This is a genomic window from Synergistaceae bacterium, from assembly GCA_017540085.1.
GTDB lineage: Bacteria > Synergistota > Synergistia > Synergistales > Aminobacteriaceae > JAFUXM01.
Genome location: JAFYBQ010000033.1, coordinates 25,238 through 47,767, shown reverse-complemented (window position 1 = coordinate 47,767; position 22,530 = coordinate 25,238). Strand labels below are relative to the sequence as shown.

The 22,530-nt window shown below is 50.7% G+C and carries 27 protein-coding genes; 14 read left to right on the top strand and 13 right to left on the bottom strand.

What is annotated here, in order from left to right; all coding sequences use genetic code 11:
• The first annotated feature begins 26 nt into the window (after positions 1-26).
• The 11 genes from IKQ95_07840 (at position 27) to larC (ending at position 8,923) form a co-directional block, all read left to right on the top strand.
• Positions 27-959 carry a lysophospholipid acyltransferase family protein gene (locus IKQ95_07840; GenBank protein MBR4196604.1) on the top strand — a complete coding sequence of 311 codons (933 nt, stop codon included), beginning with the start codon at positions 27-29 and terminating at the stop codon, positions 957-959.
• Positions 929-1,408, top strand: coding sequence for an endonuclease (locus IKQ95_07835; GenBank protein MBR4196603.1), 480 nt, complete (start codon positions 929-931; stop codon positions 1,406-1,408). The genes IKQ95_07840 and IKQ95_07835 overlap by 31 nt, the downstream gene beginning before the upstream one ends.
• 58 nt (positions 1,409-1,466) lie before the next feature.
• Positions 1,467-1,958 (top strand): chemotaxis protein CheX, encoded by a 492-nt coding sequence (locus IKQ95_07830; protein ID MBR4196602.1) that lies wholly within the window; start codon positions 1,467-1,469, stop codon positions 1,956-1,958.
• A gap of 99 nt (positions 1,959-2,057) precedes the next feature.
• Positions 2,058-4,154 (top strand): patatin-like phospholipase family protein, encoded by a 2,097-nt coding sequence (locus IKQ95_07825; protein ID MBR4196601.1) that lies wholly within the window; start codon positions 2,058-2,060, stop codon positions 4,152-4,154.
• 15 nt (positions 4,155-4,169) lie between these two features.
• The gene (locus tag IKQ95_07820; protein MBR4196600.1) at positions 4,170-4,454 is read left to right on the top strand and encodes a DUF2281 domain-containing protein; all 285 of its coding nucleotides are present in this window, start codon (positions 4,170-4,172) and stop codon (positions 4,452-4,454) included.
• The gene (locus IKQ95_07815; protein ID MBR4196599.1) at positions 4,454-4,843 is read left to right on the top strand and encodes a type II toxin-antitoxin system VapC family toxin; all 390 of its coding nucleotides are present in this window, start codon (positions 4,454-4,456) and stop codon (positions 4,841-4,843) included. The genes IKQ95_07820 and IKQ95_07815 overlap by 1 nt, the downstream gene beginning before the upstream one ends.
• Before the next feature lie 16 nt (positions 4,844-4,859).
• Positions 4,860-5,144 carry a DUF2281 domain-containing protein gene (locus IKQ95_07810; protein ID MBR4196598.1) on the top strand — a complete coding sequence of 95 codons (285 nt, stop codon included), beginning with the start codon at positions 4,860-4,862 and terminating at the stop codon, positions 5,142-5,144.
• Positions 5,141-5,392, top strand: coding sequence for a PIN domain-containing protein (locus tag IKQ95_07805; protein MBR4196597.1), 252 nt, complete (start codon positions 5,141-5,143; stop codon positions 5,390-5,392). Before IKQ95_07810 ends, IKQ95_07805 begins: the two co-directional genes overlap by 4 nt.
• Positions 5,393-5,395: 3 nt before the next feature.
• Entirely contained in the window at positions 5,396-6,832 is a 1,437-nt protein-coding gene (locus tag IKQ95_07800; GenBank protein ID MBR4196596.1) for a proline--tRNA ligase, read from the top strand.
• Between the two features lie 3 nt (positions 6,833-6,835).
• Entirely contained in the window at positions 6,836-7,669 is an 834-nt protein-coding gene (locus tag IKQ95_07795) for a 2-phosphosulfolactate phosphatase (protein MBR4196595.1), read from the top strand.
• A 15-nt stretch (positions 7,670-7,684) separates the two neighbouring features.
• Positions 7,685-8,923, top strand: a complete 1,239-nt coding sequence (larC, locus tag IKQ95_07790; protein ID MBR4196594.1) for a nickel pincer cofactor biosynthesis protein LarC — start codon at positions 7,685-7,687, stop codon at positions 8,921-8,923.
• Positions 8,924-8,970: 47 nt separating this feature from the next.
• On the opposite strand, the gene IKQ95_07785 is transcribed toward larC, so the two are convergent.
• The 5 genes from IKQ95_07785 to IKQ95_07765 all read right to left on the bottom strand — a co-directional run bounded on the left by IKQ95_07785 (position 8,971) and on the right by IKQ95_07765 (position 12,380).
• A complete protein-coding gene (locus tag IKQ95_07785; GenBank protein ID MBR4196593.1) occupies positions 8,971-9,486 on the bottom strand; it encodes a hypothetical protein in 516 nt (171 codons plus the stop codon).
• Positions 9,487-9,498: 12 nt separating this feature from the next.
• Positions 9,499-11,061, bottom strand: a complete 1,563-nt coding sequence (locus IKQ95_07780; protein ID MBR4196592.1) for a hypothetical protein — start codon at positions 11,059-11,061, stop codon at positions 9,499-9,501.
• A 157-nt stretch (positions 11,062-11,218) separates the two neighbouring features.
• Entirely contained in the window at positions 11,219-11,668 is a 450-nt protein-coding gene (locus tag IKQ95_07775) for a hypothetical protein (protein ID MBR4196591.1), read from the bottom strand.
• An 11-nt stretch (positions 11,669-11,679) separates the two neighbouring features.
• A complete protein-coding gene (locus IKQ95_07770) occupies positions 11,680-12,021 on the bottom strand; it encodes a hypothetical protein (GenBank protein MBR4196590.1) in 342 nt (113 codons plus the stop codon).
• A 38-nt stretch (positions 12,022-12,059) separates the two neighbouring features.
• Positions 12,060-12,380, bottom strand: a complete 321-nt coding sequence (locus IKQ95_07765; protein MBR4196589.1) for a hypothetical protein — start codon at positions 12,378-12,380, stop codon at positions 12,060-12,062.
• 100 nt (positions 12,381-12,480) lie between these two features.
• On the opposite strand from IKQ95_07765, the gene IKQ95_07760 reads away from it, so the two are divergent.
• From IKQ95_07760 to IKQ95_07750, 3 genes are all read left to right on the top strand, one after another.
• The gene (locus tag IKQ95_07760; GenBank protein MBR4196588.1) at positions 12,481-13,164 is read left to right on the top strand and encodes a response regulator transcription factor; all 684 of its coding nucleotides are present in this window, start codon (positions 12,481-12,483) and stop codon (positions 13,162-13,164) included.
• Positions 13,148-14,527 carry a hypothetical protein gene (locus tag IKQ95_07755; protein MBR4196587.1) on the top strand — a complete coding sequence of 460 codons (1,380 nt, stop codon included), beginning with the start codon at positions 13,148-13,150 and terminating at the stop codon, positions 14,525-14,527. Before IKQ95_07760 ends, IKQ95_07755 begins: the two co-directional genes overlap by 17 nt.
• An 88-nt stretch (positions 14,528-14,615) precedes the next feature.
• Positions 14,616-15,683 carry a nitronate monooxygenase gene (locus IKQ95_07750; GenBank protein ID MBR4196586.1) on the top strand — a complete coding sequence of 356 codons (1,068 nt, stop codon included), beginning with the start codon at positions 14,616-14,618 and terminating at the stop codon, positions 15,681-15,683.
• Between the two features lie 35 nt (positions 15,684-15,718).
• Here IKQ95_07750 and IKQ95_07745 read toward each other — a convergent pair whose 3' ends face one another.
• The 8 genes from IKQ95_07745 to queD form a co-directional block, all read right to left on the bottom strand.
• Complete coding sequence (locus IKQ95_07745) at positions 15,719-16,147, bottom strand: RecX family transcriptional regulator (protein ID MBR4196585.1); 429 nt, start codon at positions 16,145-16,147, stop codon at positions 15,719-15,721.
• Positions 16,144-18,351, bottom strand: coding sequence for an ATP-dependent DNA helicase RecG (gene recG, locus IKQ95_07740; GenBank protein ID MBR4196584.1), 2,208 nt, complete (start codon positions 18,349-18,351; stop codon positions 16,144-16,146). The genes IKQ95_07745 and recG overlap by 4 nt, the downstream gene beginning before the upstream one ends.
• A 693-nt stretch (positions 18,352-19,044) precedes the next feature.
• A complete protein-coding gene (locus IKQ95_07735; GenBank protein MBR4196583.1) occupies positions 19,045-19,458 on the bottom strand; it encodes a cell division protein SepF in 414 nt (137 codons plus the stop codon).
• A gap of 64 nt (positions 19,459-19,522) precedes the next feature.
• Entirely contained in the window at positions 19,523-20,167 is a 645-nt protein-coding gene (locus IKQ95_07730) for a YggS family pyridoxal phosphate-dependent enzyme (GenBank protein MBR4196582.1), read from the bottom strand.
• Between the two features lie 42 nt (positions 20,168-20,209).
• A complete protein-coding gene (locus tag IKQ95_07725) occupies positions 20,210-21,139 on the bottom strand; it encodes a hypothetical protein (GenBank protein ID MBR4196581.1) in 930 nt (309 codons plus the stop codon).
• Positions 21,136-21,957 (bottom strand): GTP cyclohydrolase I FolE2, encoded by an 822-nt coding sequence (locus tag IKQ95_07720; protein MBR4196580.1) that lies wholly within the window; start codon positions 21,955-21,957, stop codon positions 21,136-21,138. Before IKQ95_07720 ends, IKQ95_07725 begins: the two co-directional genes overlap by 4 nt.
• Positions 21,911-22,165, bottom strand: a complete 255-nt coding sequence (locus IKQ95_07715) for a DUF2442 domain-containing protein (protein ID MBR4196579.1) — start codon at positions 22,163-22,165, stop codon at positions 21,911-21,913. The genes IKQ95_07720 and IKQ95_07715 overlap by 47 nt, the downstream gene beginning before the upstream one ends.
• Positions 22,153-22,527, bottom strand: coding sequence for a 6-carboxytetrahydropterin synthase QueD (gene queD / locus IKQ95_07710; GenBank protein MBR4196578.1), 375 nt, complete (start codon positions 22,525-22,527; stop codon positions 22,153-22,155). The genes IKQ95_07715 and queD overlap by 13 nt, the downstream gene beginning before the upstream one ends.
• Positions 22,528-22,530: the final 3 nt, after the last annotated feature.

The following is a 22,530-nucleotide window of genomic DNA, read 5'->3' as shown; positions in this document are numbered from 1 at the left end:
GGAAAACTCTCCCCGTGAAAATATACATGGTAATTTTACATGATATTATGAGAAAAATTTTCATCAGGAGGAAATTAATCACGCTGAAATTTTTTGTCGGACTGATTCGAATCATGCCTCATAATTTCGCGCTTGCCTTCGGGAAATTCATCGGGCGGGTTCTCCGTCTCATTTTATGGAAGACAACAGACAGGTGCGAGGCGCGGTGCGTTTCGTCTCTGGGAGTCGGCGTAACAATATCACGCGGAATAATCCGGGACTCGTTCGCCAATCTCGGAATGTCAGCCGCAGAATTTATCCGCCTGCCCAAAGTCATATCACGTATCAATGAGCTTGTAGAGTTTCCCGCAGAAAGCATTGACGTTTTGCGCTCGGCATTGTCGCGGGGGAACGGGGCAATCCTCATGTGCCAGCATTACGCCAACTGGGAATACGCCGCGGCAAGAGTCATTCACGAGGGCTTTCACCTTCACGCGGTCTACACTCCTCAAAGGGACAAAGGAGTCGAGTCGGTCATAATGTCAACAAGGGAAAACATTTCGCACATGGCCATGATTGACAGTGATACGGGCCTGCGGGAAATATTCCGCGTTCTGAAGGCCGGGGAAGTTCTTGTGATTATGCAGGACTTAGATGCACGGCAGGACGGAATCCCCTCCGAATTTCTCGGACTCCCTGCGCGGACTCACGAGGGTATCATCAAGCTGTACCGAAAATTCCGCTGCCCTATAATTCACGGGGTACACTGGCGCGACATTAAGCACCCTTCACGGCATCACATACGGCTTCACGGAATACTCAGCGACATGAACGACATTAACGGCAGGCCGTTCGGCGAGGACATTCCCGCAAGTATAAGACTCTGCAACGAGCATATAGAGAGCCTCATAAAGGAGCGTCCCGGTCAATGGCTCTGGCTTCTTGACAGATGGCAATACACATTAGGGAAGACGGTATAGCCTTAGGGTTTGACCCGGGGAGGGACAAAACCGGATTCGCGTTCGTGAGTCTTGACGGGGAGTTAGTGATGTCCGGGATATTTCCGACAGAGGAGACAGAGAAATTTTTTGCGGACTTCTCGCCGTATGTCATTGAGGGTGATATTTCTTTTGCTGACGGAATAATGTCCCGCGTGAAATTTATCGTGATTGGGAACGGGACTACTGGCAGGGCTTTCACGGAGCGAGTGAGAAAGATTGTCGGCCATGAGATTATTACGGTTGACGAGAGGAACACGACGCTTGAAGCGCGGAGTCTCTATTGGAGGCTTCACAGGCCGGGAATTTTCGTGCGTCTTCTGCCGGAGGGGATGAGAGTCCCGCCGAGAGTGATTGATGATTTAGCGGCGTGGGCTGTGGCTCTGCGCGGGCTGAAAGAATATAGAGATATACGCGGGAATAAGCTATAATAATGCAAATTCAAATTCCAATGACAATATAAATTACAGGGAGGGAGATTAATTTCAGATGGCCGGTAACGATAAACTAATCGCTCTGGTAAATAGTTTTGCATCGGCTGTTCTTTCCGTAGGGCGAGAAGTAGGGCTTAATATCACCCTCAACAAGTCAAAAGTTTCCCCGGGAATAAAAGTCGGCAATATCTGCACAACCGCCTTAATTGGAGTCGTCGGCGTAGGCTCACGCGGAACTGTCAATATCATGCTTAACAAGGACGGCTTCGACAACATCATCAAAGCCATGTCGGGCGGAATGATAATGCCTCAGTTAGGCGATGACGTATCAATGAGCGTAATAGGCGAGCTGTCTAACATGATAGGCGGGCGCGCATTGGTTCAGAGCGCACTGGGTACTGTAGACGTAACGCCGCCGCAATTAATCGTAGGGGAAAATATCAGGAACGTAACGAAAGAGGACAACGGCATGAGGAGCTTCACGCTTCCTTTTGAGCTTCAGCCGTCAGGGGGGCTTTATCTTGTGCTGTCGTTCAAAATTGACTAGCCTGTAACAGTTTCGCATATCGCAGATGAAATCAACCGGGCGGTTCTGGTCTGAATGGGCCGGAGCCGTTTTTCACATTAAGAGGGAGGAATAATTTTCATGTTCAGACGCTGTATATTCGCATTCATGGCCGCGGTGATTATAGCAATGACTCCGATTCAGGGGGACGCGGGAGTCGTTCTCGTTCTTTCGGGCGGAGGGACAAAGGGATTCGCTCACTTGGGAGTCATGGAGACGTTAGAGCTAAACGGAGTCGAGATTGTCGGGATTGTCGGCACGAGCATGGGTGCTTTGATGGGGGCTTTGAGGGCGAGCGGGTACTCAACAAGGGACATGCACAGAATCTTGAAGGAGTTAGACCTTCCCAGCCTCCTCAGCGAAAACACCGGGCCTATGTTCGTCTTCACGGGCAACGACAGACGCGCAAAGACAAACACCGTCAGCCTTCTGACCTACAAGAAGCAGGAAGGGCAGGTAGGGCCTAAAGGACTCTTAACGGGGGATAAGCTGTTCAGGTATTTTTCCCAGCTCATGAAGCATGTTACCGAGACGGATTTTCACAACCTCCCTATACCGTATGCGGCAGTTGCGACGGACATAAACACCGGGGAGAAAGTAGTCCTCAAAGAAGGCAACTTAGCGGCGGCAATGAGGGCATCAATGTCGATTCCGATGGTGTTCGAGCCGTGGAAGATTGATGATCATCTTCTTGTTGACGGCGGAATAGTCTCAAACCTTCCTGTTTACACCGCCAAAGAATTATTCCCCGGCGTACCGATTGTAGCAGTCGACATTTCCGGGGCGATGGAAAGCAAAGTAAATTCATACATGGATGTGCTGAATCAGTCATTGACGATTCTGATGAGGCGTACGACAGACGAGGAAGCATTAGCGGCGGATATACTGCTGAAGCCGGATGTTTCCGGGATGGGTACGCTTGACAATGTAGACCCTGAAATAGTAATCGCGCTTGGCACTGAAGAGGCAATGAAACATCTTGACGAGATAAAAGCACTCTCCGAGACAGGCCCGGAGCTTTTCACGCTGAAGAAGGAAGAAAGTAAGCAGAATAATATTGTCGGTGATGTTGAAGTTCACGGACTTCCGCCGAAAATGGCCGAGCTTGTGCGGAAAAGAATGCTGCGATGGATAGGCAAGCCAGTGGACGACAAGAAGATAGCTGACGGCCTCGACAGGCTTTCGGAATCAGTCGGTATTGACATGGCGGACTACCAGTTAGGGCGGACGGCTTCGGGAGATGTCCTTGTGCGTATTGACGTGAGGAGGTCCCCTGAGATTAAAGCGGGGATTTCAGGTTACACGACAAACCTTCACCCAAACAGATGGCTTTACCTGAAAGGCGAGCTGAACGGAATTTTGTCGGAGTATGACTCACTTGTGGGCGTGGCGAAAATCGGAGAGCAGTGGGGATTTGACCTGACATATCAGACAGCCCCTCAGCCTATGGACGGATGGCAGTTCACATTCAGCGCACAAAACTGGCGGCCTGCCGGGGAAGATGACCACCTCCGGGACTGGGACAGATACGCGACGGGAATTGCGCGGCTTTTCACGCTGGGCGATGTCAATATGGGATTCGGATATGCGTATGAGCATGTTGACGGGAACGCAATTTCAACAAAAGACGGCACGGAATCTGGCGGTCTTACGTTCTTTGCGGAATATGACACTCTTGACATGCCTTCAGACCCTACGAGGGGCTATGCGTGGAAGGTCAATGCCTGGTGGCCGAGCTTTGACGAGATAAATTACAGGCTGACTTACTTCAAGCCGCTTGATGTTTCGAGCCTTTGGAGGACGTATCTGCGTCTTGGTTTTGCTGAGGGCGACATGAACAGGAGAGCGCACGCGGTGTACTTGGGGGCGGCTGAGGAGCTTTACTCTGTGGCGGCGAATCCCATTGAGGCCGAGCGAATGTTCTGGGCTAACCTAGCTTTCAGGAAGATACTTAACCGAACGGCGGTCGGAGTCTTGGCGGGTGAGATTTTCGCGAGCTGGGGCTATGCTATGGACAAGGGCTGGGGAAAGATAGACGCTCCGTGGGAAGTAGGGCTTGCCGTGAATTTCCCGAACAACATAATCGACATGAAGCTGGCAATAATGTACGGCTCTGAGGAACTGAAGACGGGATTTTTCCTGGGTGTGCCGATATGGGATCATTATCCTTTGCCGTAGGAAGGAGGGAGAAAGATGATACTGAGTGAGGAAGATTTGAAGGTTCTTGAGGCAGTGCCGGCGGGAAAATGGCATGAGGTTATGGATTTCGCACGCTACCTCATAGCAAGCTCGGAGAAGGAGAGAACTGCGGAAGTCCGGAAGGGAAAGCAGTATCGTTCGGGCGGATGGGTTAAAGGAGAAATCTGGATGTCTGATGATTTCGGTGATCCGATGGAATTTGTTTCGCCTGATGAAATGCGGGTGCTTGAGGCCATGCGCGGAAACAGACAGGAAAAATTGCAGGAGGTCGCAGTCTGATGTATTTGCTTGATACATGCGCGTTCATATGGTACATAGAGACCAGCGGCAGACTTCCGGAGGCAGTGAGGGAGATAATAGACACCAGCGAGAATATTTATCTCAGCCAAGCCACATTGTGGGAGATTGCAATAAAGCAGACAACCGGGAAAATCAGCCTGCCTATGACGAGCTTTGAGCTTGAAGACAAATGCAGGGAGGAAAAAATTACCGTTCTTCCGTTAGAGTGCAGGTACTTCGAGCGCATAAAGCAATTGCCATTGATACACCGCGACCCGTTCGACAGAATCATAATCGCCTCAGCAATTGAAGAGGGATATACGATTCTCACAAGTGATGAAATTATCCCGCGCTACAGCGGAGTAAAAACACTCTGGCAGATAACGTAAAGGAGGGGAGTTAATTATGACACTGAGGGAAGAAGCCGCGCTCGCTCTTGAGACTGTTCCGGATTTCAAGCTGTCGGAGCTGATACACTACATGAGATTCCTTAGCGAATGCCCTGTGAGTCTCGGACAGCCTGACAAGCCAAGAGGAAAGCCGCGGGATTTGCCGGGACTGCTGAGAGGCAAAATTAAAGTTGCGGATGATTTTGACGACCCTATGGAGCTTGTGTTTTCCAGCGAGCTTAAGAAGCTGAGGGAAGCGGCAGAACGCAACTCTGCTGTACCACAGGAGGCCGTTGTATGAAATATCTGCTTGACACCTGCGCATTAGTCTGGCACATGACAGGGGACAAGAAATTATCTGACACCGCAAGGGAAATCATATTCAGCAGTGATAATGTCTATGTGAGCATCGTTACTCTCTGGGAAATCGCCGTGAAACAGACTATAGGGAAACTTTCTGCCGTAACAAAAAGCGTTTACGAGATTGCTGAAATTTGCGCGGACGGCGGAGTAAAAACAATCTGGCAAACACAAAAGGAGGACAAATAGAAATTGGCACGAAACATCACACCGAGAAAAGAAAACTATTCGCAGTGGTATCTTGACGTAATCAAAGCGGCGGAACTCGCAGATTATGCCCCCGTTCGAGGCTGTATGGTGATACGTCCGACAGGCTATGCGCTCTGGGAAAATATACAGGCCAAACTTGACGCTGAGTTCAAGAAGACCGGCCACGTAAACGCATATTTCCCGCTCCTTATCCCCGACTCATTTTTCCGCAAAGAGGCCGAACACGTAGAGGGATTCACCCCGGAGCTGGCTATGGTTACGCACGCAGGCGGCGAGAAACTCGAAGAGCCTTACGCAGTCCGCCCGACATCAGAGACCGTTATCGGCTACATGTACTCAAAGTGGATACAGTCATGGCGGGATCTTCCTGTTCTCATTAATCAGTGGTGCAACGTAATGCGCTGGGAGAAACGCCCGCGCCTGTTCCTGCGAACGTCCGAATTTCTATGGCAGGAAGGACACACAGCACACGAAACAGAGCAGGAAGCCCGCGAGGAAACTATCAGAATGCTTAACGTCTACAGGAAGGTGCTTGAGGAAGAATTAGCGGTGCCGGTGCTTTCGGGCGAAAAGACAGCGGGAGAAAGATTCCCCGGAGCTGAAGACACGTACACATGCGAGGCAATGATGAGCGACACAAAGGCGTTACAGTCAGCAACGAGTCATTTTCTCGGACAGAATTTCGCCAAGGCTTTCGAGATTCAGTATCAGAACAGGGACGGCGAATTGTCTTACTGCTGGACTACAAGCTGGGGACTCTCGACTCGTTCTATCGGCGCGCTTATCATGACACACTCGGACGATGACGGACTCGTAATTCCTCCCCGAATCGCTCCCGTGAAGGCCGTAATTCTTCCCATCTCGAAAGATGAGGCAGTCGCCGCAAATGACATTCTCCCGAAAGCCAAAGAGCTGTCAGAAAAACTTGACGCGGAATTAGGCGGAATGTATACGAAAGTTGATACTGACTTCCACATGAGGCCGGGAGATAGATTTTTCGCGCACCTTCAGAAGGGAGTCCCGTTACGGCTTGAGCTTGGCGAGAAAGATTTAGCGGCCGGGACTGTCAGACTTGTACGCAGGGACACAGGAGCAAAAATTGACGTGAGAAATGACGACATAATTCCGACTGTGATAAAAACTCTTGACGATATACAAGCTAATCTTTTCACACGCGCAAAAGACTTCAGGGAAGCAAATACTCATGACGCAGCGACATATGACGAGTTGAAAGAAATTATCGCGGACAAGGGCGGATTCGTCCGGGCATATTTCGGAGGCACTAAGGACGATGAGACACGAATCCGAGAGGAAACCGGCGCGACTCCCCGCGTGGTTTTGCCGGGGAATGACACGGGCAAATGTATCATCACGGGCAATGACGGCGCAAGGCTCACAGTTTTTGCGAAAGCGTATTGATTCATGAGGGAAAAATACGAGGCTGATTTAGTTTTCGCGGGCGGGGGAGGAAAAAACTATCTTCCGTCCGCTGATTTGTGGATGGTTATTGACGTTCTCCGGGCGACTACCGTAATGACACGCTGGTTTGAGCTTGGCGGGACTGAGCTTTACCCGGTGAAATCCCCCGATGAGGCGCGGAATCTTGTCGCTGAACTCAAAGCGCGGGGGTCATCTCCTCTTCTCATGGGCGAGGTGAACGGAATCCCCCCTGAAGGTTTCGACATGGGAAACTCTCCGCTTGACCTGAATTATGACATAATCCGGGAGCATTACTGCGGTGTAATGTCAACAACAAACGGAACAGGCGCATTGCTTGAGGCTGAGTCGTCCGGCTGTCCTGTCATGGCCGTAAGTCTCAGGAATTATTCTGCGTGTGTCGATTACGCTTTGACGATTGGGACTCGTGTCGGGATTCTTTGCTCAGGCAGGAAAGGCCGCCCCTCATGGGAAGATACCCTATGCGCCGGGGCAGTCATTGAGGATTTATTGAGGCGCGGAGAAGTCATAATGTCAGACAGCGCAAGAATCGCTCTCACTTTGTGGCAGGCAAGCGGAAACGACACAGAGTCATGCGTCAGGAAATCGAATCACGCGCAGTACTTGACGCAGATAGGGTACAGCAAGGATATATCATTCGCGTGTGAGATTGACTCGTCAACAGTTGTCCCGATGTTAGCGGAGAATGAAGAGCGCACAGTACTGCGGGCAGTCTCAGGAAGCGCGAGGCCGTATCACCGTGAGAATATCCCGCAGAAGAAGGCTGACCCGTTCGAGGAATTATTAGCATACACATGAAAGAAGGCTCAATGATTGAAGACGTTATATCTTGACTGTTTCGCGGGGATTGCGGGCGACATGTTCATAGGGGCATTGCTGAATCTCGTACCCAATCCCGAAATAATACGCGACGAAATCGGGAAGATTCATGCAATTGATGACGAGTACGACATAATCATAGAACACACTACAAGGAACGGAATCGCCGGGATAAATTTTGACGTTCGAGTCTTTCACGGAGACGAGCATGAACACGGCCATGAACACGCCACAGTCCACGCCCACGCCCACGAGCATGACTCGCACCATCATCACAGGCATTTGCGCGACATAGAGGCGATAATTTCCGGGAGCGGACTCTCTCAGAGGGTGAAGCGCGAAACATTGCGGGCGTTCTCATTGCTGGCTGAGGCTGAAGCACACGTACACGGGACAACGCCGGACGAGATTCACTTTCACGAGGTTGGAGCGGTTGACTCAATCATCGACATTGCCGGGGCTTTCGTGCTTATGGAGGCTCTTGGCTGGCCGCGTGTGATATGTTCGCCCGTTAATGTCGGCTCAGGTACGGTTAAATGCGCTCACGGCGTATTGCCTGTGCCTGCTCCGGCGGCTGAATATTTGCTGAGGGGGCTTCCTGTTTTCGCAAACGGCTCGCCGATGGAACGCACGACTCCTACAGGGGCATTGCTGGTGAAGATTCTTGCTGACGGATTCGGGGCAATACCTGCGGGGAAAATCACGATTTCGGGATTCGGATTCGGGAATCATGAGTCAGACGAAATGCCCAACGCTTTGCGGGCTGTTCTGACTGACAGCGCGGACGAGGCCGGCGGGCTTGTGTACGAGAAAGTTACGCTGATTGAGTGCAACATTGACGACATGAACCCGCAGGATTATGAGTCTGTCTGCGCGAAACTGTTTGAGTCGGGTGCGCTTGACGTTTGGACGGAAAATATCAGCATGAAAAAATTCCGGCCGGGCGTGAAATTATGCTGTCTCACTGTCCCGGAAAACGCCGTGAAATTATGCCGGGTGATTCTCACTGACACTACATCGCAGGGAGTCAGGCTGAAAGATTTTGACCGCCTCCGCCTGAAGTGGCATGTTGAGGAGGCTGATACATCGCTGGGAAAAGTCCGGGTGAAAGTTACGGAGCTTGACGGAGAAATTTTGCGGAGAGTCCCGGAATATGAAGACGTGAAAGAAATCGCAAGTCAGAAAAATATCCCTGTGAACGAGGCAAGGAATATCATCATCAGGGAAATATAGAGACACTAATCCCCCCGCCGGATTCATTCTGACGGGGGGAATTTTTGTTACTTTCGTATGTTGTATGTGAACTCGTTGCCGTCAATCGTGATTGTCATTCTGAGGGGTACTGTTTTGTCCTGCACGGGGTAATTCGGGATCTTGCAGAAAAATCCGTAATGCCCTGTGTACATAGGCTCTATAGAGAAGTCCGGGGCAAATTCTGTTTTGCTGCGGTTGTAATTGAACTGCCCTGTAAGCCCGTTATATTCGTATTCGTCATCATATACAGCTTGCACGCTTATGCTGCCCAGAAAATTTACATCTTTCTTCTGTAAGTTTCTTATGTCCGCTTTGAGAAGTGCTATATCAGCTTCATTTCCGCTTTCGACATTCAGCGTATGTAGCTGCCCGATAGAATCCACAAAGCTGAACTCCTGAAACGTAATCACCGCATAGCCCTTAATCTTGTAGGCTTTACCGAACGTTACATCATCAATCTTGAGCTTCTCGCCGTCATCCGCAAACGAAATCCCCGCGAACATCAAAGCAATAACTAGCGCAAACGCAAAAATTTTCCTCACTGTAATTCCTCCCTACATTAATTCTTGAGCGTCGACTCTTAATGTGTATTCATGGAGTCCAAGCTCTAATTCTTCAGGCTCTAAACGGGATATTGATATTATATATTTCCCCGCGTCCAAAACAAATGGCTTGATCTTCCTCGACGGCGTTGCGTCCCCCCTGAAGACAAAATTTCTGTCATCAACTGTAAGCCCGTAAAATTTCTTGTCGTATACCCTTCTTCCGTTCATGACTTCGCGAAACTCAAGGCAAGGGCGAATCATCATCGGCTTCTCAAGCGTGAACGTGAAATAATCCGTGTCATTATGCGTTCCTGACGAGGCACTGACATTTTTATTCAGCGGGATAACATTTGCTGTCTGCGGAGAATTGTTGCTCTCCTGCTCGGCGTTGCTGACGCGTGAAGTGCTGACTGTGATTCTGTAGGGCTTCCCGCTCCATGAATAGCCCCGCTCAATGTTCACCGTGTAATTTCCCGGACGCAGATATATATTCCCCGTTCCTGTGTGAAGGTTCTCGCTGTCGATCGTCTTGCGCGTAATGACATGGCCGGAGTCCCCTCTCACTGTCAGAACGTAATACGCTTTGTCGCCGTCAGAAGGTGTGAACGATATATTTGCCGCGCATGAATGAGTCAGCGTGAATGAATGAGTGTCTACGCTGCTGCGAGTCTTAAGCCATCCTGTGAACGTGAAATTTTCGGGTGCTGAGTCATCGCTGAGAGTCACGGCGTGAATGTCATGCGAAATTTTCTGAGGCTCAAACGTTTTCATGTCCTCTGAAATTTTTGCAGACGATTCATTTTTCCTGCGTGTGAAAATATCTGAGTGTTTGATTATGAACTGATAGATTAATTCTGTCCTGTCAATTTTTTCTTGAGGACTCGAATCTTTGCTGAACGTTTCTGCTGGCAGTGTGTCATTTGGTTCTTGCTGAATGACAGCGGGCTTTATGTCATATGAGATTTCCTGAACAATAAATGGCTGTTTGTCTTGCGATGCTTGCGGAATATCTACGCTACTGCGGGTCTTGTGCCATCCTGTGAACGTGAAATTTTCAGGTGCTGAGTCATCGCTGAGAGTCACGGCGTGAATGTCATGCGAAATTTTCTGAGGCTCAAACGTTTTCATGTCCTCTGAAATTTTTGCGGGCGATTCATTTTTTCTGCGTGTGAAAATATCTGAGTGTTTGATTATGAACTGATAGATTAATTCTGTCCTGTAAAATTTTTCTTGAGGACTCGAATCTTTGCTGAAAGTTTTTGCGGCTAATGTGTCATTTGAGATTGTCTGAACGATAACGGGCTTTATGTCTTGCGACGCTTGCGGAACAACGGCTGGCTTTGTGTCTTTTGAGGCTTGATTGACGGTAACGGGCGGTATATTTTCGGGAATGTTAGTTTTTGGCGGCGACTCAGAAATTGTTGCGGGGATATTCTGCTGTATGTCGACAGAATGAATCACGCCTGAAATTTTGCTGTCATTATCGCTGTGATTGTGTATGATGACAGTTCCTCCGACAAAAATATTGTCCGCAACCTTATGCAAAAGGCTGTCGAAAATGTTAAAGGCCACAAGCCCTCCGACAGAAATAAACAGTACAACTTTCATCACATTTTTCATAATTATTCACGCAGTCAATAAAATTTTTGGGGATTAATGCCTGAATTATAGCAGATAAAAAATCCCCGGCCATTTTCTGACCGGGGAGGATGATTTTCTTCCTGTGATTTTACTCTGCGGGAGTCTCGGCTGTTTCCTCTTCTGCTGACGGACTCACATCTTCCGGCGCGGGGGAAAGTCCTTTCTTCTGTCTTTCCTCTATGCGGTCAAGCCTCCGCGTGAATCTCCATGTCTCAATCTCCTGCTTCAGCGTAAGCATTTTCGCGTGAACCTCAAGAGCTTTCTCCCTGTTGAGCGGGCGTGATGTCATGGCCTCCTCAAGATCAATTCTCAGCTTGGCGAGTTCGGCGGCCTTCTCGCGGATTTCCTTGGGCATGTCGGGTGTGAAGATTCTGCTTCCGGCGCAGGGAGCGGGCTTAGGTGCGTCATGGCCGGGAATCTGCTGCTCCATTCTCGCGGGAGGATTCCTGCGGGGCTGGCTGTCTTTCGTACGGGCTAATGCTGTCCCCGTAACACAACACACTACGCACACTAACACTAACGCTAATACTTTCTTCATGATTATTCCTCCTAATTTCTGGGCTGTACACCCTGCTGTGATGTCCTGTTCATTCTGTGTTCGGGCGGTCTTCTGTCTCCTGAGTGCGGCGGGAAGGGCGGCCTTTTGTCCCCGCTGATTCTTGGGTGCCTTCCGTCAGGCGGGAGGGGCGGCCTCTTGTCCCGGCTCATAGGGCGGTTCATTCTGTCGAATCCTTCCGGCAGCTCCGGCGGTCTCTGTCCGCCTGTCTGAGTCTTTGCGGCTTTCACACCGCTGTCCCGGATAATTCTGCCTGTTTTGTTTTCCGCGAATGATGTTCCCGACAACGCTATTATTCCCGCTATCACTAATCCTGCTGTCATTGCTTTCTTCATGGCAAGATTTCTCCTTTCTTCACTGCTGTAATTATACCCTACCAGCGCGGGGGGCATCCTCTTTCAGGCGGCGGGGGCGGCGGAAAATGTCCCGGCCCTCTGTGATGTCTGTGAGGCGGGAAATCTCTTCCCGGCCCTTCATGAAATCCCATATGCTGCGGGCCTCTATCGAACTCGTGCGGGGGCATGTGGTGATGATGCTCCGGGCCTCTGCGCCATTCACGCGGCGGGGGCGAGGGAAAATGCCCGTGATGATGCCTCGACGCTTCTACCTTCTCTGCTCCTGCAATGTTCGCTGAGAGTAATGCGCTTCCTGCTGCTATTATCATCAATGCCGATGTGATTTTCGTCTTCTTCATTTTTCGTTACCTCCTTGTTTCAACGCTGATAGAATAATCCCGGATTGTGAACGCGCAGTGAAATCAATCTATAATTCTTGTGAAGGAGTCTGATTCACCCATGAAAATTTTAATCGTTGAGGACGAAGCCGCAATCGCTGAAGTCGTCAGTGCATACGCAAAGCGCGAGGGCTACGACACAGTAACAGCCGCTGACGGAATATCAGCCCTCGAAATTTTTGACCGCGAAGATATTTCCCTCGTCATTCTTGACCTAATGCTCCCGAAACTTTCAGGCGAGGAAGTCTGCCGGCGTATCAGGGAAAAATCCCAAGTCCCGATAATCATGCTCACCGCCAAGACCGGAGAGTCTGATGTCGTTTACGGTCTTGACATAGGCGCAAATGATTACGTCGCAAAACCTTTCAGCCCCCGCGTTTTGATGGCAAGAGTCCGCGCTCAGATGAGGCCGACAGCGGCAAGGGACAATATAGCGTCCGGGTTCTTTGCTGACGGAAGAATAGAGATTGACCCGGAGAGGGTAGAAATCCGCAAGGACGGGAAATCTATCCCCGTAACAAAAAGCGAGTTCCTCATATTTTCGACTCTCGCGTCGCGCCCGGTCCGCACATGGTCAAGAGACGAGATTATACGGTCAGCACTGGGCGATGATTATGACGGTTTCGACAGGACAATAGACACCTACATAAAGAATCTCCGCAAGAAATTAGCCGAGCCAGGCCACGAAAATGGATGGATTAAAACGGTCTACGGATTCGGCTACAGGTTTGACGATGAAAAGTAAGTCTCTCCGTTCTCACTTCCTAATGCTGTATGTGATTCTTGCGGTGCTTGCGGGAATCGTTGTGCCTGTGCTGGGTCTGAAATTGAGCGTTGACGCTTTCAGGAATTACCAGATTCAGCGCAGGCAGGCGGATCTTGAGAATCTCGGCGAGTCATTGTCTGAACTCTACAGCGAGGAAGGCGGAGTATGGAAACGCCGCAGGGTGATGGACATATTGCGCCCCGCTCCGCAGTGGGCAGGGATGATTATTGTCCTTGTCGACTCTTTCGGGAATGAGATATACACGCTCCGTCCCATGCCAATGCCCCGCATGAGAATGCACAGCTCCGCGCAGGAGACTCCCCCGTCAGCAAACACAGCCGAAACCGAGCACATTACGGTGAAACTTTCGGGGAACATCGGACGACTCGAAATTGAGCGCAGGCTTCCTTCAGGACGCTATGAGATGTCGTTCATATCGTACCTAATGCGCTACACTATGGGAGGGGCGTTAGTGATGATACTTTGCGCGTGCGGAGTCGGCTATGTTGTTGCCGGGAGATTAAGCCGTCCTGTTATTGCGGCCATTGAGAGAACGAAACACATTGCGCGGGGAGATTATGACGTTCATGAAGAGTCAAAGCCTGTGGGAATCCGTGAGCTTGACGCATTAACGCGAGGCGTTGAGGATCTTGGGCGGTCATTGGCTGGTCAGGAAAAATTGCGGCGGCGGCTGATGGTTGACGTAGCGCACGAACTGCGGACTCCCCTCACTGTAACGCGGACTCAGATTGAAGCGATTGCTGACGGAATACTTGAGCCGACTCCCGAACGCCTCACCCTTTGCGTGAACGAGATGACAAGACTCGCTGACTTAATCGGGAACATTGACGTATTGTCGCGGATTGAGGGAGAAACTTTGCGGCTTGACCTCGAAATCACAGACATGAAAAAGTTTCTTGAGTATGTAGCAGAGAGCTTCAAACCTGTTTTTGCGAAAGCAGGAATAAATCTGACGGCTGAACTTGAGACCGTGAAATGTGAAATTGACCGTGAAAAATTCCGTCATGTAATCGATAATCTTCTGTCGAACGCACTGCGCTACACTGACGCGGGCGGGAATGTTACGCTGAGGCTATATGCGCGTGATGATGACGCTGTTATAGAGGTTGCCGACACTGGAATCGGAATCGCGCCGGAGGATTTGCCGAATATCTTTGAGCGTTTCTGGCGGGCTGATGAGTCGCGGACTCGTGTTACGGGCGGAAGCGGGGTCGGACTGGCTATCGTGAAGGCTACTGTCGAGGCACACGGCGGGAAAATTTCAGCGGTCAGCAAAAAGGGTGAGGGGACTTGCTTCATTGTCAAGCTAAAACGAGTATAAACACGCTCAATCACTCATAGAGAATCAGCCGTCTAATGATATACTTTGCGTAATCATCACAAAATGAAAGGTGTGCTTAGAATTGGCCATGCCTGTACTAAAGATAGGGAGATACAAGCCTAAGTACCCTCTAATACAGGGGGGAATGGGAGTCGATATATCCGGGCCGAACCTAGCCGGCCATGTCGCGAAAAACGGCGCAATAGGGACAATTGCCAGCGTCGGACTTGCTCATGACTCGCCCTTGTTCCAGATAGAGAAGCATAATTATTTTGACGTGAATGAGATAGTCCTGAAGGAAGCAGTCGCAAAAGCCAAATCAATCGCCGGCCCTGAAGGAATAATCGCGGTGAACTGCATGGTAGCATTGACGGACTACGACAGGCAGGTGCGCTCGTCAGCAGAAGGAGGAGCGGACATCATCATATCGGGCGCGGGACTTCCTCTGAGGCTGCCGGACTACACGAAAGATTTTCCCGATGTCGCCCTAGTGCCGATAGTCTCATCAGCGAAAGCCGCAAGCCTAATCACACGGCACTGGGAAAAGAAATATCACCGAGTCCCGGACGCATTTGTTGTTGAGGAGCCAGCCACAGCCGGGGGGCATTTGGGAGCGATGACTATAGAGCAGGTCTACGATCCCGCATTGAGGCTCGAAAACGCGCTGCCCGATGTCGTGCGGTATGTACATGACGAAATGAAGAGCGACATACCGGTGATAGCGGCCGGGGGAATCTGGGACAGGTCAGACCTTGAACGGGTGTTTGCGCTGGGTGCATCGGGCGTTCAGATGGGTACGCGGTTCGCCTGCACTGTTGAGGGGGACGCTTCCGACAGGTTCAAGCAGGCGTATATTGACGCGAAGGAGGAAGACGTTGTATTGATTCACAGCCCTGCAGGTTTGCCTGGGAGGGCGATAAAGAATCCGTTTGTGGCGAAATATCTTGAAGGTGAAGTAGAGAGTAAGCCATGTTTCGCAAACTGCCTGACGCACTGCCGATACCGCAAGACAAAGGAAACATTCTGCATTGCCGCGGCGCTTGTTGACGCTCAGGTGGGGAACTGGGAGACGGGACTATTTTTCTGCGGGTCTAATGTCGTGAAGGTGAACAAAGTAGAAAAGGTAGCTGATATTATCTCGGAGCTATTTGCGTAAAACGCCATCCCCCTTGCTGTAACGGTGAGGGGGATTTATTCCTCCCTTAACGCCTCATTCACTGCCCTGTCCGTGAATCCTCTCGAAATAAGCCGGGATTTTATTTTCCTTTCCTCGACTCCTGACTCCCGGAGGCTGCCGGAAATTTCCCGCGCCCTTTCGGATTCGTCAGCAATATCATCAAGCGCAGACCGTATATTTTCCCGCGACACTCCCCGCGTTGAGAGTTCATGCGAAATTTTCGCGTTGCCCCATGAGGTGTGGCCGTCAGCAAAAAGCCGGGCATATGCCAAATCATCAATCAATCCCGCGTCTGTGGCCTCGTCCAATAATGACTCAGGTAGCTTCATGCGGTGCAGATATTCACGCGCCTGCTTCTTTGTTGATGTTTTCCGCAGAAGGTACGCAAAGAATTTATCCCGGGATTCTCTTTCGGGGTCAATGAGTTCCGCCCAGTCTTTCATGATGTCGCGGCAAGCTCCAAAACTCCGCCGAGCCTCCGCAGAATTTCGCGCTTCAAGTCCGGCTCAGTCCTCAAATCAGGATCATCATCAAGCAGCTTTTTCGCCTCATCACGCGCAAGAGTCAAAATTTTCTCGTCCCGAATCAAGTCCGCAACCCTGAAATCCGTAACGCCGTGCTGATGAGTCCCGCAGATTTCCCCCGGCCCGCGCAAGTCCAAATCACGCGCTGAAAGCTCGAAGCCGTCAGAAATTTTCACCATCGCTTCAACCCTGAACTCACCCGCCCCGGACATCTCGTTGTTCTCAAGAAGAACGCAGCAGCTTTTTGCCTCGCCGCGCCCAACACGCCCCCGCAGCTGATGGAGCTGGGAGAGTCCGAACTGCCCCGCGTCCTGTATCACAATCATTGTCGCGTTCGGGACATCTACGCCGACTTCAATCACCGTTGTTGCTATGAGGATGTCAATTTTCCCCTCGCTGAAGTCCTGCATTATTTTCGCTTTCTCGTCAACGAGGAGACGGCCATGAAGTATAGCTGTCCTCATTTCGGGCATGGCAGAGCTTATGCGGTCAAATGCGTCTGTTACGCTGTGGAGGTCTTTCTCTGTCTCATCGATTACGGGGCATACCCAGTAGACTTGATGGCCTTTGCTGACTTCCTCGCGTATCATTCCGTAAACGCGCTTGGCATTTCGTGGACTTAGTGAAGTTGTCTTGACGGGCTTGCGTCCTTTGGGCATTTCGTTTAACGTAGACACCTCTAAATCGCCGTATATCGACATAATCAGGGTACGTGGGATAGGCGTTGCGGTCATGGCGAGAACGTGAGGGGCCTCCGATTTTGCTGTGAGGCTCCCGCGCTGAAGGACTCCGAATCTGTGCTGCTCATCGATAATGGCGAGCGCAAGATTCTGGAACGTTACCCCTTCCGAGAAAAGAGCGTGAGTCCCGATGGCAATATTAATACTCCCGTCAGAAAGTCCCGCGAGAATTTGACGGCGTTCGGAGGCTCTGAGGCTTCCTGTGAGGAGTGCTGTTTTCACGCCGAGGGGGGCAAGAAACTTTTTCAGGCTCAAATAATGCTGCTGGGCTAAAATTTCTGTCGGTGCCATGAACGCGGACTGAACGCCCGAATCACACGCCGCTAACATGGCCGAAATTGCCACGAGAGTTTTCCCGGAGCCTACATCGCCCTGCAATAATCTGTTCATGGGATACGGCTTCTCTATGTCCTCGAATATCTCATAGATTGCTATCCTCTGTGCGTCCGTCATCCTGAACGGGAGACTGTCGGAGAATTTCGCGAAAATTTTTCCGGGCTTCAGGCTGTGAGCGTGATATTTCCCGGTGAATGACCTCCTCCGCATTATGACTCCCGCCTGAAGGAGGAATAATTCATCAAAGGACAGCCGATTCCTTGCGCGTATAAATGCGTTCTCGTCTTTGGGATTGTGGACGGTCTTCACGGCTTCTTCAAGCGTCATCATTTTGTGGCGCGATGTTATACGTTTCGGGAGGAAGTCAGAAAGCAGCGAGGGCGCGTAAAGATTCAGGGCGTTGTCAACAAATTTCTTTATTGCTTTCTGCGTCAAGTCAGCCGTTCCCGGGTAAATGGGAAATATTTTGCCGATTATTGTCGGAGTCTTGTTCCTGTAGAGAATCTCAAACTCAGGGTGAGAAAACTGCGGCACAAGATAGTAATTACTCAGCTGACCGTAAAGAGCCAGCCTCATGCCCTCGTAAACAAACTCCGAAATCTTGTCCGTGAACCACACAACACGCGCAGAGCCAGAGTCGTCCGTAATTACTGCCTCTGTGCGTCCGTTCACCGCTGTAATTTCTGCAACAGTCGCAACGGCGCATTCAGTTTCGCCCGGCCTGAGTTCGGCCAAAGGCTTGGGAAATCTCCTGTCCTCATAGCGTCTCGGCAGAAGGAAGAAGAGATCCTCAAGCGTGAAAACTTTGAGCCTTCCGAATGCTTTTGCGGTTTTCGGGCCGACTCCTGCGAGGATTGTTACGGGGGAGTCAAGCGCGGGATTACTGCTGTTCCGTGTCAGGGCTGTCAATTTCCGGCTCTTGTGCCTGTTCCGGGAGTGTCCCGGCTTCCGGGGCTGTATCGTGTTCGGGGTATTCTTCCGGCTCTGATTCGGGCTGTGATTCACGGGCGTTATGTTCGGCGTTGTCGGCTTCAATTTCCGCGTCAATATCTTCCTGCGCCCGGTCGATTATCTTCCCGAAATCTATCAGCAGTGAATAAGCGTCCTTCAGGAACTGCTGTTTTTGCAGGCTGAGAAATCTCATCTGCCCCTCGTGGCGGACTGTCTCCGATTCTGCCTCGTCAAGAACTTTCTGCGCCTCTGCTTTTGCTGACGATATTATTTCCTCAGCTTGGGACTCTGCTTCCTGCCGCCTTGATTCAAGCTCCTGCTCAATAGTTGAGAGTGAATGCTCTGCCTTTGCGCGCCTGTCTTCTGTTGACAGGGTGATTTCCTCTGCGCTGATTTTTGCCTGGGCTAATATGTCGTTGGCTTTGCGTTCTGCCTCGTCAATTTTCTGCTGAACAAGTGCGTCCGCCTCGGCTACATGCTGCTTTGCTTCCTCGTCAGCCTCAGCGAGAATTTTCTCGGTCTGAGTGCGGGCTTGCTCCTCCATGTCTTTGGCGGCTTTGCGTGCCTGAATTAATGCGTCCTTTATTGCGTCGGTCATGGCCTCCTGCTTTTTCACGAACGCTTCAAGCTCCTGAATGCGTGCGTCCTTCTCGTCAATCTGCGTAACGTAGGCTTCAAGATCATCGGCAACCTGATTCAGGAAGTCTTCAACCTCCGGGACTGAGTAACCGCCGAATCTGACCTTCTTGAAGATTTTGACCTCTACATCTTTTGCTGTGAGTAAATCGCTCATTCGTGGGACTCCTCTTCCGGCCAGACCTCGAACATGTCAGGGCGCGGGGTAACTAGATACTGCGCCGGCTCAATGAATTTCAGCTCACCGTTTCGGGCAAAGGCAACTCCGCCCATGAAGGTAATGAAGTCTTTTCCGTCCTCGTCAAATTCGCGCTGGTTGAGCGTGTGAAGGTCAATAAGAATCATCGCGCCGCTGTTGAACGCCTCGCGGAGTCTGCGTTTGTCATTGTCTGAAGCAACGCCGTTGAAGAGGATTAATTTTCCCCCTGCGCTTGTTCCGCCTGATGATGAGCGTGTGTTTTCTTTGCGTGATGGCTGTGATTTCCTGCGGGGTTCTTCTTTGTAGTCTTCGCTGTCGTCGTAATCGTCCTCGTCAGTCTCGAAGCCGAAAAATTTCATCAAATTCAACGCTAACTACCTCCAGTAAAAATTGTGTGGATTATGAATGTTAATATATCATAAAATACAGTGATTAGTGTTTAGTGTAATCCCGCGGGCCGAAAAGAAGAGTCCCAATCCGGATTAATGTACTGCCCTCAAGAATAGCCGCCTCAAAATCTCCGCTCATGCCCATAGACAGAATCGGCAAAGCGAGTCCCGTCTCAGACCTTGCATTTTCCGCAAGCCCTCTCAGAGTCGCAAAAGCTCTCCTGATTTCGCGCTCATCGTCCGTAATCGGGCCGACTGTCATTAGTCCGTCAAGCCGCAAATTTTTCCCTGAGACTACAGCGTCAAGCAATGCGGGGAAATTTTCCGGGCTGACTCCTGACTTGCTCATTTCGCCGGAAGTGTTGACCTCAATCAATACGGGGATGACTTTTCCAAGTTCGCCTGCTATGCGGTCAAGCCTCTGTGATAATTCGGGGGAGTCTATGCTGTCTATCGTGTCAAAAATCTCAGCGGCCTTCCTTGCCTTGTTCGCCTGAAGGTGTCCGATTAGCCGCCAAGGGATTCGGGACTCGCCGTAAACTTTGCGCTTTGACTCTGCCTCTTGGACTCTGTTCTCGCCGAAAAAGTCAACCCACGAAATTTTTTCGGCCTCTCTCATTTCGTCAACATTGCGAGTCTTGCTGACCGCCGCAAAATATACCTTGTCCCGCCGTCCTGCTTTTGACATTGCCGAGTCTATTCGCTCGCGGATTATTTCTGCGTTCAACTTTTACCATATCCTTCCGTTTTCGTCTTTTATCGTGTTCGCGTCAAGTATGAGCTTGTCGCCGTGCCTGACTCCTGTCTCGATGAAAAAATTTTCCTCGTCTGCCGGGAATCCTTCAACATCATGCGACACAAGGCTGTTGCCCTGAAGCAGGAAGACTTTATTTTTCCCCCCGCGTGTAATCACTGCCGTGTCAGGAATCATTATGCCCTTCTGAATGTCAGTAACAGCACTGGCCGTGAATCTTCTTGACCGCAATAACCCCGGCGGGAAAAACGGCAGGCGCAGATATACTTTGAGCTTCTGCCCTGAAGATTTCACCGCGACAACATCGGACTTTCTTTCTTTGCCCTCGTATTCAGTCCTGACTCGTATTGTCGGGCTGTTCTTGTTGCGGAGGGCGCGTTCAAGCGAGGGAGTCGTGTCAAGATAGGCGATACATCTTAGGGTCTGAGGCTGCGGAATAAGTTTGCCGATTGGGTCTCCGCGGCGGATATACTGCCCGTCCCTGATGAGTGTCGCGTCCTGAAAATCGGGGAACGGTGAGAAATCCGGCCACAGTTTAGAGTAAGCCCAGCTTCCTTCCTGGCCGTCAAGACCGGGGAAAAAGTATGCAGGGTAAGGCGCGTACACCGCAGAGCCGTCAACCGCCGCAATCATTTCGCCCTTTGCCACCATTCTTGCCCGCGGTGAAGGGTAGGTGATTATTCCGTCCCTTGTGGCGTAGACTAGCTGCTCATCCCACAATAATATACCGTCAAGCGGCTGTTCCTCGCTGTAGTTTGTTGTTACGGCCTCGATCACATGAGGGTGTGAATACTTGTAGTCCTCGTACCATGAGCTGTATACCCTGTAGGCCATGAGGAACAAGAAGAGAATGACGGAATAATACAGGAGTCTTTGAGGGAGTCCCCGGCGTTTTCTTCGGCTCATTTCGTGCGCTCAATCTCCGCGAACGCGCTGTGATCGTGTATGCTTTCTTCACTCTCAACGCTCGCACTGTACCACGTAATGCGGTCATCATCGTCAAGCCTCACAGCAAGCTCCCGTATAACGTCCTCGACAAAGCGCGGATTCTCGTAGGCGTGTTCGGTGATATATTTCTCGTCCTCACGCTTCAGGAGGGTATACAGGGGTGAAGACGCTGACTCCTCAATCATTGCTATAAGCTCCTCGAACCAAACAAGCCCCCTGCACCTGACTTTGAGCGAGACAACAGCCCGCTGATTATGCGCCCCGTACTGTGATATTTCCTTGGAGCATGGGCATAGCGTCTGAACACTCAGCGCGAGGCCCGTAACCATGTCGAAATGTCCGGCGGTGTAATTTGCCTGAAGATCTATGTCGCACTTGCTGAAGCTCTCAATCCCTGAGACGGGAGCCTTCTTGCGGAAGTAATACGGGAAAAGGAATCTCACGGAGCTTTCCGGGGCGTTAAGTTTCTCGCACAGCCTGCGGGTGAAGCCCTCAAGATTATGCGGGGAGACTCTTCCGCGGTATTCTTCTAGTGTCTCAATAAAGCGGCTCATGTGAGTCCCTCGGTATTCTCTCGGAAGTAGTACGCTCATTGAGATTTTTGCGATTGTGGACTGAGTCCCGCCGTCATGGTACAGCGTGATTATAGGGTAACTGACATTGCGGACTCCAACGCGGTCAATCTGAATGTTACGCGGGTCATATTCCTTCTGAACGTCTTTCATTGTGTCATCTTCCGTTCTCGTACAATTCTTCACAGCTAAGGTCAATTTCATCGTTCCAGATTATTCCGTAACCGCCCGTATCAATTCTCACCTGCTCAAAGAGTCCGTGAACATATCGGAGCATATCAAACACGGGAATTTTTTTCATCAGCGGCTTAACGTCATAAAATTTTTTCGAGCCGTCAAGAAATTCTGCCTTCAGCGTGAAATCAGGAAGCGGGGTAATACTCTTCAGCCTGTGAAATATCACCTCCGGCAATTTATATCCTCCCTCCTGAGAATAACCCGGCTGTCTGCTGTCTCCCACACATGAATCTCATACAGGCTGCAATTTTCCCGCCTCACAGACTCTTCAAGCTCCGCCCATATCCATACCGCTATATTCTCCGCGCTGGGCTGTGTGATTATGTCGTTGATATATGAATGGTCAAGCCGGGAGAGTATTTTTTCTTTCACTATGGCTTTAAGCTCTATGAAGTCGATAATCATTCCTTCAGAGTCGGGCGTTCCCTCAACAACTACGCGCAATTTATACGTATGCCCGTGAAGCCTCTCGCATTTGCCGTGATAGTTGACTAGGTTGTGCGCCGCGTCAAACGTGAAATCTTTTGCCAGTAACATCTT